At 74.1% G+C, this 15,237-nt stretch carries 14 protein-coding genes; all 14 read right to left on the bottom strand.

Going from position 1 to position 15,237, the window contains the following annotated elements; genetic code table 11:
- Window positions 1-12: 12 nt before the first annotated feature.
- On the bottom strand, window positions 13-843 hold the full coding sequence (gene atpB, locus CNO22_RS05160; RefSeq protein ID WP_100498269.1) for a F0F1 ATP synthase subunit A: 831 nt from the start codon (window positions 841-843) through the stop codon (window positions 13-15).
- On the bottom strand, window positions 840-1,064 hold the full coding sequence (locus CNO22_RS05155; protein ID WP_232806807.1) for an AtpZ/AtpI family protein: 225 nt from the start codon (window positions 1,062-1,064) through the stop codon (window positions 840-842). The genes atpB and CNO22_RS05155 overlap by 4 nt, the downstream gene beginning before the upstream one ends.
- Window positions 1,065-1,183: 119 nt before the next feature.
- The gene (locus tag CNO22_RS05150) at window positions 1,184-1,687 is read right to left on the bottom strand and encodes a hypothetical protein (RefSeq protein ID WP_100498268.1); all 504 of its coding nucleotides are present in this window, start codon (window positions 1,685-1,687) and stop codon (window positions 1,184-1,186) included.
- Entirely contained in the window at window positions 1,684-2,934 is a 1,251-nt protein-coding gene (locus CNO22_RS05145) for a glycosyltransferase family 4 protein (protein ID WP_100498267.1), read from the bottom strand. The genes CNO22_RS05150 and CNO22_RS05145 overlap by 4 nt, the downstream gene beginning before the upstream one ends.
- A gap of 310 nt (window positions 2,935-3,244) precedes the next feature.
- Entirely contained in the window at window positions 3,245-3,904 is a 660-nt protein-coding gene (locus tag CNO22_RS05140; RefSeq protein WP_100498266.1) for an L-threonylcarbamoyladenylate synthase, read from the bottom strand.
- Window positions 3,901-4,743 (bottom strand): peptide chain release factor N(5)-glutamine methyltransferase, encoded by an 843-nt coding sequence (prmC, locus tag CNO22_RS05135; protein ID WP_269799570.1) that lies wholly within the window; start codon window positions 4,741-4,743, stop codon window positions 3,901-3,903. Before prmC ends, CNO22_RS05140 begins: the two co-directional genes overlap by 4 nt.
- Window positions 4,744-4,757: 14 nt before the next feature.
- On the bottom strand, window positions 4,758-5,834 hold the full coding sequence (prfA, locus tag CNO22_RS05130) for a peptide chain release factor 1 (protein ID WP_100498264.1): 1,077 nt from the start codon (window positions 5,832-5,834) through the stop codon (window positions 4,758-4,760).
- Window positions 5,835-5,948: 114 nt separating this feature from the next.
- Window positions 5,949-6,173 (bottom strand): 50S ribosomal protein L31, encoded by a 225-nt coding sequence (gene rpmE / locus CNO22_RS05125; RefSeq protein WP_100498263.1) that lies wholly within the window; start codon window positions 6,171-6,173, stop codon window positions 5,949-5,951.
- Between the two features lie 193 nt (window positions 6,174-6,366).
- On the bottom strand, window positions 6,367-8,463 hold the full coding sequence (rho, locus tag CNO22_RS05120) for a transcription termination factor Rho (protein WP_100498262.1): 2,097 nt from the start codon (window positions 8,461-8,463) through the stop codon (window positions 6,367-6,369).
- A 245-nt stretch (window positions 8,464-8,708) separates the two neighbouring features.
- Window positions 8,709-9,668 (bottom strand): homoserine kinase, encoded by a 960-nt coding sequence (thrB, locus tag CNO22_RS05115; RefSeq protein WP_100498261.1) that lies wholly within the window; start codon window positions 9,666-9,668, stop codon window positions 8,709-8,711.
- Window positions 9,669-10,754 (bottom strand): threonine synthase, encoded by a 1,086-nt coding sequence (thrC, locus tag CNO22_RS05110; RefSeq protein WP_100498260.1) that lies wholly within the window; start codon window positions 10,752-10,754, stop codon window positions 9,669-9,671.
- Window positions 10,751-12,043: a homoserine dehydrogenase gene (locus CNO22_RS05105; protein ID WP_100498259.1), complete on the bottom strand. Its 1,293-nt coding sequence runs from the start codon at window positions 12,041-12,043 to the stop codon at window positions 10,751-10,753. Before CNO22_RS05105 ends, thrC begins: the two co-directional genes overlap by 4 nt.
- The gene (gene lysA / locus CNO22_RS05100; protein WP_100498258.1) at window positions 12,040-13,530 is read right to left on the bottom strand and encodes a diaminopimelate decarboxylase; all 1,491 of its coding nucleotides are present in this window, start codon (window positions 13,528-13,530) and stop codon (window positions 12,040-12,042) included. The genes CNO22_RS05105 and lysA overlap by 4 nt, the downstream gene beginning before the upstream one ends.
- Window positions 13,527-15,188, bottom strand: coding sequence for an arginine--tRNA ligase (gene argS, locus CNO22_RS05095; RefSeq protein ID WP_100498257.1), 1,662 nt, complete (start codon window positions 15,186-15,188; stop codon window positions 13,527-13,529). Before argS ends, lysA begins: the two co-directional genes overlap by 4 nt.
- Between the last annotated feature and the right edge of the window lie 49 nt (window positions 15,189-15,237).

Genomic DNA, 15,237 nt, shown 5'->3' with positions numbered 1-15,237 from the left:
GGGGTGGTGCGGTCAGTGAGCGGGCTCGACGGCGCCGTTCAGGTAGGTCGCCGTGAGGACGACGAAGACGTAAGCCTGCAGGACGATGACCAGCAGTTCGAAGAAGGTCATGACCAGCGCCATGAGGAAGGAGGCCGCACCGAAGACCGGCATGATCCCGCCGGCGCCCAGCAGGTAGACGGCGCCGAGCGAGAACACGACGAGCAGCATGTGGCCGGCGAACATGTTGGCGAAGAGCCGGACGGCGAGGGTGAACGGCCGGATCACGAAGACCTGCAGCAGCTCGATCGGCGTCACCAGGATGAGCGCCCCGATCGGCACGCCCGGCGGGATGGCGGCGTCCTTGAAGTAGCGCTTCGCGCCCTGCTCGCGGATGCCGACGTAGTTGTAGAGCACCCAGACGATCACCGCGAGCAGCAGCGGGATGGCGAACCTGGAGTTCGGGGAGATCTGCGCGAACGGGAAGATGCTCATGAAGTTGTTCGCGAGGATGAAGAAAAACAGCGAGGCCAGGAAGGGCGCGAACGGCAGCCCCTTGGGGCCGATGACGTCGCGGGCCATGCCGTCACGGACGAGCGAGTAGCCGCTCTCGCCGAGGTACTGCAGCTTGCCCGGCACGACCGACGCCTTGCGGGCGGCCAGCACCAGCAGCGCCAGGATCGCGGCGGTCGCGATCCACATGATGATCGTGATCCGGGTGATCTCGAAGTCGACGCCCAGGAGCGAGAACTCGGCGACCGCCGGCGGGTAGAACTCGGCGATGGTCGGAGACTGGAAGCCGCCTTCCCCTCCGCCGCCTTCGGCGGCGAGCACGTCGGCGAGCGCGTGGGCGCTGGAGGTCACCGTTGTCCCTTCTGCGTCCTGGTCGGGCTGCGACGCCCGCCCCGGGTGGAGCCGGTGCGCCCGGTCCCCTCGGTCGGGGGCGGGGCGCCGTACTTGACGACCACCAGGTAGATAGCCACTGTCAGGCCGAGGAGCACGCCGATCAGGGCGACGAAGCGCGTGCCCCACCAGCGGTCGAGCGCCAGCCCGACCCCGCCCCACACGACGATCCCCGAGAGCATGGTCCCGGTGATGCTCCACCCGATGTCGGCCCCACTGGGCTGACGCGCGGTGGACGGTGCAGGTCGAGGTCGAGAACCCCCGTTGGAGGAGCTGTCCTCGGCCATCGGCCGGGACACTATCAGCCGCGTGTCGCGGGGCCTCCCGGCGGCAGCGGGGATCCCCCGGTCGAGGGCCGGTCGGGCCGGTCCGCACGGGGCGGCGCGGGAGGCTGGACGTAGTAGAGCCGGCGGGTCCAGACCCAGCGCTGCTGGACGACGCTCCAGACCAGCGCGCCCACGACCACCGTCCACGCCAGCGCGCGCCGGTCCACCCACCCGTCGGCCGGCAGCGACTGCAGCACGGCGGCCAGGACCAGGATCTTCACGAAGAACGACCCGAGCGCCGCGGGCAGGGTGAAGGCGTCGCCGTGCCACCCGGCCCAGGCGATGACCAGGCCGGAGAGGGCGAAGAAGAACGTGACGACGGCGGCGCCGAGCAGCACGGCCACGGCGGCGTCCGACCCGGCGAGCAGACCGGCGACCGGTGCGGCGACGGCGGTGAGCGCCGCGGTCACCGCCGTCCCCACGCGGAGGAAGGAGAGGTCCCACGGGACCTGCTGCTGCTCGGTCCCGGTGACGGTCATCGGACTCCCTGGGGCGACGGCTTGCCGGCCGGGTCGGCCGGCCGGCCCTGGACGGAGGGGGTGGTGGTGCGCAGCGCCCGCGCCGTGGGGTGGTCGGCGCGGCTGCGCTGCCGCTGGGCCTCGAGCTCGGCCGCGCGGGCCTCACGGGCGGCCCGGCGGGCGCGCGGGCCGAGGACGACGACGACGCCGAGGGCGAGCAGCACCGCGATGCCGACGAGCAGCTCCACCCGGCCGCCGGTGATGGACAGGCCCACCGCCCCGAAGGAGAGCAGCGCGGCCCAGAAGTACATGACCAGCACCGCGCGCCGGTGCGAGTGCCCGATCGCCAGCAGCCGGTGGTGCAGGTGCATCTTGTCCGGGGAGAACGGCGAGCGACCGCGCAGGCTGCGGCGGACGACCGCCATCACGAGGTCGATGAACGGGATGGAGAGCACCGCGATCGGCACCAGCAGCGGCAGCGCCAGCGGCAGCAGGGTGGCGGCGGAGTCGAACGTCTGCGGGTCGGCCTGCCCGGTGGCCGAGACGGCGGCCGCCGAGAGCATCAGGCCGACGAGCATCGAGCCGGAGTCGCCCATGAAGATGCGGGCCGGGCTGAAGTTGTGTGGCAGGAAGCCCAGGCACGCGCCGGCCAGGACCGCGGTGATCAGCGTGGGGGCGCTGGCGATGTCGTCGTAGCCCTCGACGCGCAGGTTGTAGCTGTAGGCGAAGAAGGCCAGGGCGGCGATCGCCGAGACGCCCGCCGCCAGCCCGTCGAGGCCGTCGATGAAGTTGAGCGCGTTGACGGTGAGCACCGTCAGCAGCAGCGTCAGCGGGACGCCGATGTCGGGTCCCAGCGAGAGGGTCCCGATGTCGGCGACCGGCAGGAAGACGTACAGCAGCTGGACGCCGAGCAGCACCATCACGCCGGCGGCGGCGATCTGCCCGGTGAGCTTGGTGAGCGCGTCCAGGCCGAACTTGTCGTCGAGCACGCCGAGCGCGCAGATCAGCCCACCGGCGATGAGGACCGCGGCGGTCTGCGAGTCGTCGAAGGTGCGTTGCAGGGCCGGCAGCCGGGTCGCCACCAGGACCGCGGCGGCGACGCCGAGGTACATCGCCACGCCGCCGCCGCGCGGGGTGGGGATGACGTGCACGTCCCGCTCGCGCGGCGCGGCCATCATGCGCAGCCGGACCGCCGCCAGCCGCACCACCGGGGTGGACAGGTAGGTGACCAGCCCGGCGGTGAGCAGGACGACGACGTACTCGCGCATGGCTCAGGCGGGGCCGGTGACGGTGCCCCAGGAGAGGGTGCTCATCGCAGCGGATCTCCCGGGATCGACGACGGACTGTGGTCCCACGGTATCGCTCCGACCCCCGGCCCACCGGGATCGGCGGCGCCCGACCCCGTCCTGAGCCTGCGGGGAGTGGGAGACCGCGGCCCCCTGCAGGGTCCCGCCGCGCGCCTGGTGACGTACGGGAACGGCCACCCTGCAGGGTCCCGCCCTGAGCCTGCGCAACATGGGTGGCGGCCGCCCCCTGCAGGGTCCCGCCGCGAGCTCGCGAGCGGCAGGGGGTCCTCTTTCAGTCGACGATCTCGGGGACGACCTCGCGCAGCCGGTCGACCTGGATCGCGCCGACCCGCAGCACCCGCGGGGCCGGCACCGTGCAGTCGACGATCGTGCTCGCCGCGCTCCCGGCGCGCGGTCCGCCGTCCAGGACGACGGCGGCGTGAGTGCCGAGCTGGGCGACGGCCTCCTCGGCGGTGGTCGCGGCCGGTCGGCCCGAGCGGTTGGCGCTGGAGACGGCGAGCGGGCCGGTGCGCCGCAGCAGGTCGCGGGCGACCTCGTCGTCCGGCAGCCGGACCGCGACGGTGCCCTCGGCGTCCCCCAGGTCCCAGGCCAGGGACGCCGCGTGCTCGAGGACGAGGGTCAGCCCCCCGGGCCAGAACGCCTCGGCCAGCGTCGTCGCCACCGGCGGGACGACGGTGACCAGCCCGACGAGGGTGGAGGCCTCGCCGATGAGCACCGGGACCGGCATCGTGCGGCCGCGGTTCTTCGCCGCCAGGAGCGCGGCGACCGCCGGCGGGGTGAAGGCGTCGGCGGCGACGCCGTAGACGGTGTCGGTGGGCATCAGCACCAGCTCGCCCCGGCCGATCGCCGCCGCGGCGGCGTCCAGCCCGGCGGCGCGGGCGTCGGGGTCGGAGCAGTCGTAGACGTCGGCCACGAGCGGCGAGTCTGTCATCCCCCGGCTCGGTGCGCGGTCGTGTACCGCGGCCGGCCGGCCAGGTCGGGGTGGTCCTCGACGCCGGTCCAGCCGCCGGAGGCGCGCACCAGCGCCGGCAACGCACTCCCCTGCTGGTCGGCGTGCTCGATGCCGAGCCCGCCGCCGGGCCGCAGCAGCCGGGCGGCGGTGCGCAGCAGCCCGCGGACGACGTCGAGGCCGTCGGGGCCGCCCCACAGCGCCAGCGGCGGGTCGTGGTCGGCCACCTCGCGCGGCACCGTCGCGCCGTCGGGGACGTACGGCGGGTTGGAGACGACGAGGTCCACCGCGCCGTCGAGCTCCCGGAGCAGGCCGGGGTCGGTCATGTCGCCGGCCAGGACCTCGACCGGCCGGTCCCCCGCGGCGGCCCGCGCAGCGGCGTTTGCCCTCGTCCACTCGATCGCGACCGGGTCGTGCTCGACGGCGGTGACCCGCGGGCCGGGGTGCTCGTGGGCGATCGACAGCGCGATGGCGCCCGAACCGCTGCCGAGGTCGACGACGACCGGCTCGGCGACCCCGGCCAGCCGCGCCAGCGCCCACTCGACGAGCTGCTCGGTCTCCGGTCGCGGCACGAAGACACCGGGGCCGACCGCCAGCTCCAGGTGACGGAACGGAGCACGGCCGGTGAGGTGCTGCAGCGGCACCCGGTCGGCGCGCTGCCCGGCGAGGGCCTCGAAGCGGGCGACGGCGTCGTCCGGCACCTCGCCGAGGGTGAGCAGGCCGGTGCGCGGAACGCCGAGGACGTGGGCGAGCAGCAGCTCGGCGTCCACCCGTGGCGACTCGACGCCGGCGTCGGCGAGCCGCCGTGCCGCGCCGGTCAGCAGGAGACGGGCGTTCAGGACCCGGCCGCCAGCAGCTCGGCGGTGTGCGCGCGGGTGAGGGCGTCGATGACCGGGTCGAGCTCGCCGTCGAGGACCTGGTCGAGGTTGTGCGCCTTGAAGCCGACCCGGTGGTCGGAGATCCGGCTCTCCGGGAAGTTGTAGGTGCGCACCCGCTCGCTGCGGTCGACGGTGCGGACCTGGCTGCGGCGCTGGTCGCTGGCGGCGGCGGCGGCCTCCTCGCGGGCGGCGGCCAGCAGCCGGGAGCGCAGCACCCGCAGCGCGGACTCGCGGTTCTGCAGCTGGCTCTTCTCGTTCTGCGAGCTGACGACGATGCCGGTGGGCAGGTGGGTGATCCGGACGGCGGAGTCGGTCGTGTTCACGCTCTGCCCGCCGGGGCCCGACGAGCGGAAGACGTCGATGCGCAGGTCATTGGGGTCGACGGTGACGTCGACCTCCTCGGCCTCGGGCAGCACCAGGACGCCGACGGCGGAGGTGTGGATGCGGCCCTGCGACTCGGTGACCGGCACCCGCTGCACCCGGTGCACACCGCCCTCGAACTTCAGCCGCGACCAGATGCCCTCGTCGGTGCGGGACTTCACCGCGATCGAGACGTCCTTGTAGCCCCCGAGCTCGGCCGGGACGGCGTCGAGCACCTCGGTGGCCCAGCCGCGCCGCTCGGCGTAGCGCAGGTACATGCGCAGCAGGTCGCCGGCGAACAGCGCCGACTCCGCGCCGCCCTCCCCCGCCTTGATCTCGAGGATGACGTCCTTGTCGTCGTCGGGGTCCTTGGGCAGCAGCAGCTCGCGCAGCCGCTCCTCGAGCTCGGGCACCCGCTGCTCGAGCGCCACGGCCTCGGCGGCGAAGGAGGCGTCCTCGCCGGCGAGCTCCCGCGCGGCGGCGAGGTCGTCGCGGACGGCGTCCAGGGCGCGCTTGGTCTCCACCAGCGGGGCCAGCTGCGCGTAGCGGCGGCCCAGCCGGCGGGCACGGGAGGGATCGGCGTGGACGGCGGGGTCGGCCAGCTCGGTCTCCAGCGCGGCGTGCTCGGCCAGCAGCCCGCTCAGCCGGTCGGGCGCGGCATCGGCGCTGCTCATGGGGGGTCACTCCGGGAGGGGGGCGGCGATTTCCGCGGAAACCGCCGGAGGACGGGGCTGGACACGACGACGGCGCCCGCCCCACACGAGGTGGGACGGGCGCCGTCGGGGGGACTACTGGCCGGCGTTGGCGTTGCGCTTGCCGAACCGCTTCTCGAAGCGGGCCACGCGGCCGCCGGTGTCCAGGATCCGCTGCTTGCCCGTGTAGAAGGGGTGGCAGGCGGAGCAGGTCTCGACGGTCAGCTGACCGCCGGGCGCCGTGCTGCGGGTGGTGAAGGTGTTCCCGCAACCACAGGTCACCGTGGTGGTGTGGTAGTCGGGGTGGATGCCGGGCTTCATGTCGCCTCTTCCGGTGGTCTGTGCCGTTCAGGTGGTCGAACGCCGGCGGCCGGCCGGTCATTCCGGTCGCGCAGCGGGGCTCAGTCGCTCAGTATCCCTGACGCGCGAGCCCGGCCGACGGTGAGGGGCTGGAACGGCCCTCCTGCAGGGTCCCGGCCCGAGCGCCAGCGAGGGTCGGGGGGCAGGAGGGTCCTCAGTCGTTGCCGGGGCCCAGGGTCGTCTTCTGGATCTGCATGAGGAACTCGATGTTGTTGCGCGTCTTGCGCAGCTTGTCGAGCAGCAGCTCCAGCGCCTGCTGCGGCTCGAGCGCGGCGAGCACCCGGCGCAGCTTGATGACGATGGCCAGCTCGTCGGGCGACATGAGGATCTCCTCCTTGCGCGTACCCGACGCGTTGACGTCGACGGCCGGGAAGACCCGCTTGTCCGCCAGGCGGCGGTCCAGCTTGATCTCCGCGTTACCGGTGCCCTTGAACTCCTCGAAGATGACCGTGTCCATCGTGGAACCGGTCTCGACCAGCGCCGAGGCGATGATCGTGAGCGAGCCGCCGTTCTCGATGTTGCGGGCGGCGCCGAGGAAGCGCTTGGGCGGGTAGAGCGCCGTGGAGTCGACACCACCGGAGAGGATGCGCCCGCTGGCGGGGGCCGCCAGGTTGTAGGCGCGGCCCAGGCGGGTGATCGAGTCCAGCAGGACGACGACGTCGTGGCCCATCTCGACCAGCCGCTTGGCCCGCTCGATGGACAGCTCGGCGACCGTGGTGTGGTCCGACGGCGGCCGGTCGAAGGTCGAGGCGATGACCTCGCCCTTCACCGAGCGCTGCATGTCGGTGACCTCCTCGGGTCGCTCGTCGACGAGGACGACCATGAGGTGGCACTCGGGGTTGTTGGTCGTGATCGCGTTGGCGATCGACTGCAGCACCATCGTCTTGCCGGCCTTGGGCGGCGACACGATGAGCGCACGCTGGCCCTTGCCGATCGGCATGACCAGGTCGATGACCCGGGTGGTCAGCTGGTGCGGCTCGGTCTCCAGCCGCAGGCGCTCCTGCGGGTAGAGCGGGGTCAGCTTGGTGAACTCCGGGCGCTGCCGGGCCTGCTCGGGCTCCAGGCCGTTGACCGTGTCCAGCCGGACCAGCGCGTTGTACTTGTCCTTGCGCTCGCCCTCGCGGGGCTGGCGGACGGCGCCGGTGATGGCGTCGCCGCGACGCAGGCCGTAGCGGCGCACCTGCGACAGCGACACGTAGACGTCGTTCGGGCCGGTCAGGTACCCGGAGGTGCGGACGAACGCGTAGTTGTCGAGCACGTCGAGGATCCCGGCGACCGGCAGCAGGACGTCGTCCTCGCTGACGGTCGGCTCGTTCTGGTCGAACCGCTCTGCGCGGTTGTTGCCGCGGCGGTTGCGATCCCGGTAACGGCGGCCCCGGCGGCCGCGACCACCCTCGAAGTCGTCGTCGTCCTCGTCGCTGCGGTCGTTGCCGCGGTCGGTGGGGCGGTCGTTCCGGTTGTCGTTGCGGTTCTCCGGCCGGCCGCCGCGCTCGGTGCGGTCGGGACCACGGTTGCCGTCCCGCTCGGGCCGGTTGGCGTCGCGGTCGTTGCGGTTGCCGCGCTCGGCCCGGTCGCCGCCGTCGCGGCCGTTGTCCCGGTTGCCACGCTCACCGGCGTCCCGCTCGCCGCGGTTGCGGTTGCGGTCGCGGTTGCGCTGCGGACGGTCGCCCTCGGCGCGCTCGCCGTCGGTGCCGCCCTCGGTGCCCTCGCGGGCCGGGGCGGAGGTGTCGGTGGCGGCGCCGTCGACGGTCGGGGTCTCGACCCGCGGCTCGGGCGCCGAGGTGGCGGCCTCACCGGCGGGGGCGGCACCCTCGGCGGACGGCGACCCGGCGGGGCGGCTGGCCCCGCGGCGGCGCCGGGGTGCGGCGTCGCTGCCGGCCTCGGCCGGCGCGGTGACCGGCCCGCCGTTCGCGCCCCCGCTGACGGGGGCCTCGACCGGCTGGGCCGTGGCGGCGGCCGGACGCGGGGCCTCGGCCTCGCGGGCCGCCGGGATGGCGGAGGTGCCGTTGGCGGGCGGGGTCGAGCCCTCGCCCACCTGACGGGCGGAGATGGCGGCGACCAGGTCGCCCTTGCGCATCCGGCCGGTGCCGGAGATGCCGAGCTCGGCGGCCAGTCGCTGCAGCTCGGGCAGCAGCATGCCGGAGAGCCCGCTGCCGCGGCGACGGGTGCGGCCCGTCGTCCCAGAAGCGGCAGGTGCCTCGTCGGGGCCTGCGCCCTGCGGCGCGGTGACGAGGTCGGTGGTCTCGCTCACGAACAGGTCCTTCCCTGCGGAGACCTGCGCCTACCAGCGCAGGAGGTGATCCGGCACCTCCCGCTCGATGTTCGAGCGGACAGCAAGAAGCGCGGGATCCAGTGGGTGCGGAGCGGTTCTGCGGCGACGGACATCAGATCGTCTGCAACGCCCCGCGCGAGGCTCGCCCGACTGGGCGGCTACGCCGTGAGCCTAGTTGCGGCTCACGGACACGACAACACCGTGCCGTACCGGTGTGTTCCTCGTTATCGAGACGATACCTGCTGGACAGGGCGGTGGACACGCGCCCCGTGGACATCGACCCCCAGGGGTAGCACCGACCACCCCTCCGGAGTGAGATCGGACACGTCGCGCACGCGTACGGCGGCGGCCGGGTCGTCCGCCGGGTCCTCGGGGTGCCGCCGCGTGAGGACCAGCAGGCTCGGGCCGGCGCCGGAGACGACGGCGGCGTGCCCGGCAGCGCGCAGCCGCTCCAGCAGCCGTGCGGAGTCCGGCATCGCGGCCGCGCGCTGCCGCTGGTGCAGCCGGTCCTCGGTCGCCTCGAACAGCAGGGTCGGCTCGCTGACCAGGGCGTGCACCAGCAGCGCGGCCCGCCCGGCGTTGAAGGCCGCGTCGGCGTGCGGGACGGCGTCGGGCAGCAGGCCGCGGGCGACGTGCGTGGACAACGTCGCGTCGGGGACGAGCACCACGGGCCGCACGTCGTCGTGGACGGGGACGGTGTCGGCGCGGGCGGCCCCGTCGGTCATCCACGACAGCGTCGCGCCGCCGAGCAGGCACGGGGCGACGTTGTCCGGGTGCCCCTCCAGGTCGGTGGTGAGGCGGAGCACCGCGTCGAGGTCGACGGCGTCGACCTCGGGACACAGCGCCCAGGCGCCGAGGACGCCGGCGACCACGGCCGCCGCGGACGAGCCCATCCCCCGGCCCTGCGGGATGCCGTTCTCGGCGACGACGCGCAGGCCGGACGGCGACCAGCCGAGCTCGTCGCACGCGGCCCGGAAAGCGCGCACCACCAGGTGCGACTCGTCCGTGGGCAGCTCCCCGGCACCCGCGCCGGAGACCTCGACCTCCAGGCCGGAGGCGACGACGTCGAACCCGACGACGTCGTGGCAGGTCAGCGCCAGCCCGGCGCTGTCGAAGGCCGGCCCCAGGTTGGCGCTGGTGGCGGGGACCCGGACACGCACCCGGTCCGGGTCCAGGTGCGCCACCTACAGCCCCAGCTGTGCGGCGGCGGCCGCGGCGTCGACCGGCACGGTCACCGGCGCGGGGGCGCCGGAGATGGCCCAATCCGGGTCCTTGAGCCCGTTGCCGGTCACCGTGCAGACGACCCGCTGGCCGGGCTCGAGCCCGCCGGCCTCGGCAACCTGCAGCAGCCCGGCGACGGAGGCGGCCGACGCCGGCTCGACGAAGACGGCCTCGGTGCGGGCCAGCAGCCGGTAGGCGGCGAGGATGGCCCGGTCGGTGACGGCGTCGATGCGCCCGCCGGACTCGTCGCGGGCGGCCAGGGCCTTGGTCCAGGACGCCGGGTTGCCGATGCGGATGGCCGTGGCGATGGTCTGCGGCTGCTCGACGACGTGCCCGGTGACGATCGGGGCGGCGCCGGCGGCCTGGAAGCCCCACATCCGCGGCGTGCGGCTGGCCGTGCCGTCGGCGGCGTACTCGCGGTAGCCCTGCCAGTACGCGGTGATGTTGCCGGCGTTGCCGACCGGGAGGCAGTGGATGTCCGGGGCGTCGCCGAGGACGTCGACGATCTCGAACGAGGCGGTCTTCTGCCCCTCGATCCGGTACTGGTTGACGCTGTTGACCAGGCTCACCGGGTAGTCGATCGCCAGCTTGCTGGCCAGCGCCAGGCAGTCGTCGAAGTTGCCCTGGACCTGGAGCAGCTTCGCGCCGTGCACCAGCGCCTGGGCGAGCTTGCCGGTGGCGATCTTGCCCTGCGGCACGAGGACGGCGCAGACCAACCCGGCCCGCGCGGCGTAGGCCGCGGCGCTGGCGCTGGTGTTGCCGGTGGAGGCGCAGATGACCGCCTGCGCGCCCTCCTCCTTGGCCTTGGTGATGGCCATGGTCATCCCGCGGTCCTTGAACGACCCGGTCGGGTTGGCGCCCTCGACCTTGAGGTAGACGTCGCAGCCGGTGCGGCGGGAGAGCTCCTGCGCCGGCACCAGCGGGGTCGCGCCCTCCTGGAGGGTGACCACGGGGGTGGTGTCGCTGACCGGCAGCCGCGATCGGTAGGCCTCGATGAGCCCGGGCCACAGCGGGGAGACGGTGCCCCGGACGGGCAGCTGCGTCGTCATGACAGTCCTTCCACACGCAGGATGCTGGTGACGCCGCGGACGGCGGGCATCTCCCGGAGCGCGGTCACCGTCGCCGACAGGGCGGCGTCCGGGGCGCTGTGCGTCACGATGACCAGGGTCGCGGCGTCCCCGTGCCCGTCCTGGCGCACGGTGGCGATGCTGACCCCGTGGCGGGCGAACTCCTGCGCCACCGTCGCGAGCACACCCGGCTTGTCGGCCACGTCGAGGCTGACGTGGTACCGCGTGGGCGTCTCGGCGATCGGCCGGGCGGGCAGCCCCGCGTAGGTGGTGACGCCGGGACCGGCGACCCCGGTGACCCGGTTGCGCGCGACGGCGACCAGGTCGCCGAGGACGGCGCTGGCGGTCGCGTCCCCACCGGCGCCCTGGCCGTAGAACATCAGCTGCCCGGCGGCCTCGGCCTCGACGAAGACGGCGTTGAACGCCCCGCCGACCGAGGCCAGCGGGTGCGTCGTCGGGATCATCGCCGGGTGCACGCGGACGGCGACGGAGTCCCCGTCCTCCCCCGCCACGCGCTCGCAGATGGCCAGCAGCTTGACGGTGCAGCCGATCTCCGCGGCGCGGGCGACGTCGATCGCGGTGACCGCGGAGATGCCCTCGCGGTACACGTCCGCGGCCGAGACCGAGGTGTGGAAGGCCAGCGAGGCGAGGATGGCGGCCTTGGCGGCGGCGTCGAAGCCGTCGACGTCGGCGGTCGGGTCGGCCTCGGCGTAGCCCAGCTCGGTCGCCTCGGCCAGGGCCTCGGTGAAGCCGTGCCCGGTCTCGGCCATCCGGGACAGGATGTAGTTGGTCGTGCCGTTGACGATGCCGACCACCCGGCGCAGCTGGTCGCCGGCCAGCGACTCGCGCAGCGGGCGCAGCAGCGGGATCGCCCCGGCGACGGCGGCCTCGTAGTAGAGGTCGACGCCGGCCTTGGCCGCGGCCGCGTGCAGCTCGACGCCGTCGTCGGCCAGCAGCGCCTTGTTCGCGCTCACCACCGACTTGCCGGCCTCGAAGGCGGCCAGCAGCAGCGAGCGCACCGGCTCGATGCCGCCGATGACCTCGACGACGAGGTCGACGTCGTCCCGGGTCACCAGCCCGCGCGCGTCGGTGGTGAGCAGGTGCGCCGGGACGTCGGGGTGCCGGTCGGGACGGCGGACCGCGACGCCGGCGACCTCGACCGGCCGGCCGATGCGGGCGGCGAGGTCGCCCGCCTGCTCGTCCAGCAGCCGCAGCACCGCGCTGCCCACGGTGCCGCGGCCCAGCAGCGCGACCTTCAGGGGATCAGTCACGAACGGGCTCCTGCCGGGTGCTCGGGTGCCGGCTGGGACGGCGCGGTCGCGGGTGGGGGGACGTCGGCGAGGACGGCGTCGAGGGCGAACACGTCCGACAGTGTCTGACGCCGGACCACCTCGGTGGCGACGCCGTCCCGCACGGCCACCACCGGCGGCTTGAGCAGGTAGTTGTAGTTGCTCGCCATCGACCAGCAGTAGGCGCCGGTCGCGGCGACCGCGAGCAGGTCGCCGGGCTGCACGTCGGCGGGCAGCCACAGGTCGCGGACCAGGACGTCGCCGCTCTCGCAGTGCTTGCCGACGACCCGGCACAGCGCCGGCGGGGCATCGGAGGTCCGGTTGGCCAGCACGCAGGTGTAGGAGGCGTCGTAGAGGGCGGTGCGGATGTTGTCGCTCATCCCACCGTCGACCGACACGTAGTTGCGCACCTGCGGGGCGCCGTGCCCGCCGCTGCCGAGGCGCACCGGCTTGATGGTGCCGATCTCGTACAGCGTCACCGTGCCGGGGCCGGCGATGGCCCGGCCGGGCTCCACGGCCAGCCGCGGCACCGGCAGCCCGAGCGCGTCGCACTCGGCGGCCACGACGGCGCGCAGCCGCCGGGCGACGTCGTCGGGGCCGACCGGGTCGTCCTCGGGCAGGTAGGCGATGCCGAAGCCGCCACCGAGGTTGAGCTCGCCGAGCACCTCGCCGGTGGCCTGCTGGACCTGCCCGAGCAGGCCCACCACCCGGTGCGCGGCCGCCTCGAACCCGGCGGTGTCGAAGATCTGCGAGCCGATGTGGCTGTGCAGGCCGGTCAGCCGCAGCGCCGGCTCGCGGATGACCCGGACCGCGGCGGTCAGCGCGTCTCCGGTGGCCAGCGAGAACCCGAACTTCTGGTCCTCGTGGGCGGTGGCGATGAACTCGTGGGTGTGCGCCTCGATGCCGACCGTCGTCCGGATGAGGACCGGCACCGGCGTGCCGCCGTCGGCGACCCGGGCGGCGGCCAGCGGGACCAACCGGTCGATCTCGTCGAAGGAGTCCAGGACGACGTGGCCGATGCCGGAGTCGACGGCCAGCCGCAGCTCGACGAGCGACTTGTTGTTGCCGTGCAGCGCGATCCGCTCGGCCGGGAAGCCGGCGGCCAGCGCCAGCGCCAGCTCGTTGCCCGAGCAGGCGTCCAGGTGCAGGCCGTCGTCGGCGATCCAGCGGGCGACCTGTCCGCAGAGGAACGCCTTGGACGCGTAGTGCACGTCGGCGTCCGCGAAGGCGGTGGCGAAGTCCGCGGCCCGGCCGCGGAAGTCGGCCTCGTCGAGGACGAACAGCGGGGTGCCGTGCGCCCGCGCCAGGTCGGTGACCGGCCGGCCGCCCAGGTGCAGCTCGCCGTCGACCCGTCGCGCCGAGCGTGGCCACACCTGCGGGTCGAGCAGGCCGAGGTCGGCCGGCGGGAGGCCGACCGACGGCGGCGGGGAGATGCTCCCGTGCAGCGGGCCCGCCGGGTGCGCCCTCACATCCGCTCCGGGGCGTCGACGCCGAGCACGCCGAGGCCGTTGCGCAGCACCACGGCGGTGGCCGCGCACAGCCACAGCCGGGCGGTGGTCAGCGGGGTCGCCTCCTCGTCGCCGCGCGGCAGCACGCGGCAGGAGTCGTAGAAGCGGTGGTAGGTGCCGGCCAGCTCCTCGAGGTAGCGGGCCACCCGGTGCGGGGCGCGCAGCTCGGCGGCCGACGTCAGCACCCGCGGGAACTCGCCGAGCGCCCGCAGCAGGTCGTTCTCCCGATCGTGGGTCAGCTGTGCGACGTCGACGTCCCCCGGCTCGCCCAGCACCACCCCGAGGTCGGCGGCGTTGCGCAGCACGGAGGAGATCCGGGCGTGCGCGTACTGGACGTAGAAGACCGGGTTGTCGTTGGTCTGCCGGCTCCACAGGTCGAGGTCCAGGTCGATCTGCTGGTCGACCGAGGCCCGCGCCAGGGCGTAGCGGGCGGCGTCCTTGCCGACGGCCTCGACGAGGTCCTCGAGCAGGACGACGGTGCCGGCCCGCTTGCTCATCCGCACCGGCCGGCCGTCGCGGACCAGGTTGACCAGCTGGCCGAGCAGGATCTCCAGGTTGACCTCGGGGTCGTCGCCGACCGCGGCCACCAGCGCCTTGTACCGGCCGACGTAGCCGGCGTGGTCGGCGCCCAGCATGATCACGACCTTGTCGAAGCCGCGGTCGCGCTTGTCCAGGTAGTAGGCGCAGTCGGCGGCGAAGTAGGTCGGGTCGCCGTCGCTCTTGACCAGGGGCCGGTCCTTGTCGTCACCGAAGTCGGTCGTCCGCAGCCAGGTGGCGCCGTCGGCCTCGTAGACGTGGCCGTTCTCGCGCAGCCGCGCAATGGCCTTCTCCAGCGCGCCGGTCTCGTGCAGCGTGCGCTCGCTGAAGTAGACGTCGAACTCGACGCCGAACGCGGCCAGCGTCCGCTTGATCTCGGCGAACATCAGCTCGACCCCGCGCTCGCGGAAGCGCTCCTGCTGCTGCTCCTCGGACAGCTCCAGCACGCCGGGCTCGGCGTCGACGACCTGGGCGGCGATCTCGCCGATGTAGTCGCCGGCGTAGCCGTCCTCGGGCACCGGCCGGCCGGCGGCGGCGGCCATCAGGCTGCGGGCGAACCGGTCGATCTGCGCGCCGGCGTCGTTGAAGTAGTACTCCCGCGTCACCGTGGCGCCGCTGGCCTCGAGCAGCCGGCCGAGGGCGTCGCCGACGGCGGCCCACCGGGTGCCGCCGATGTGCACCGGACCGGTCGGGTTCGCCGACACGAACTCCAGGTTCAGCTTCTGCCCGGCCAGGCTGTCGGTGTGCCCGTAGGCGGAGCCGGCGGTGACCGCGTCGACGGCGATCCTGCCGAGCGCCCCCTGCGCCAGGGTGATGTTGAGGAAGCCGGGGCCCGCGACGTCGACGGAGGCGATGCCGGGCTGGGCGCGCAGCTCCGCGGCGAGCACCTCGGCCACCTCGCGCGGTGGCCGCCCGGCCGGCTTGGCCAGGCGCAGCGCCACGTTGGTGGCGTAGTCGCCGTGCTCGGGGTTCTTCGGCCGCTCGACGACGACCTCGGCGGGCACCTCGACGGACAGCGCGCCTCGCTCGACGACCGCGCCCACGGCGGTGCGGACGGCGGCCTGCAGCTGCTCGGGTGTCACCGCACGAGCGTACTGACCGGCCTCCTGCGTCCCATGCGGGCTTCCTCAC

The sequence above is a fragment of the Geodermatophilus chilensis genome, assembly GCF_002802985.1.
Lineage (GTDB): Bacteria > Actinomycetota > Actinomycetes > Mycobacteriales > Geodermatophilaceae > Geodermatophilus > Geodermatophilus chilensis.
Note: the sequence above shows the minus strand (reverse complement) of the source record. Positions and strands in the feature narration are given on the sequence as shown.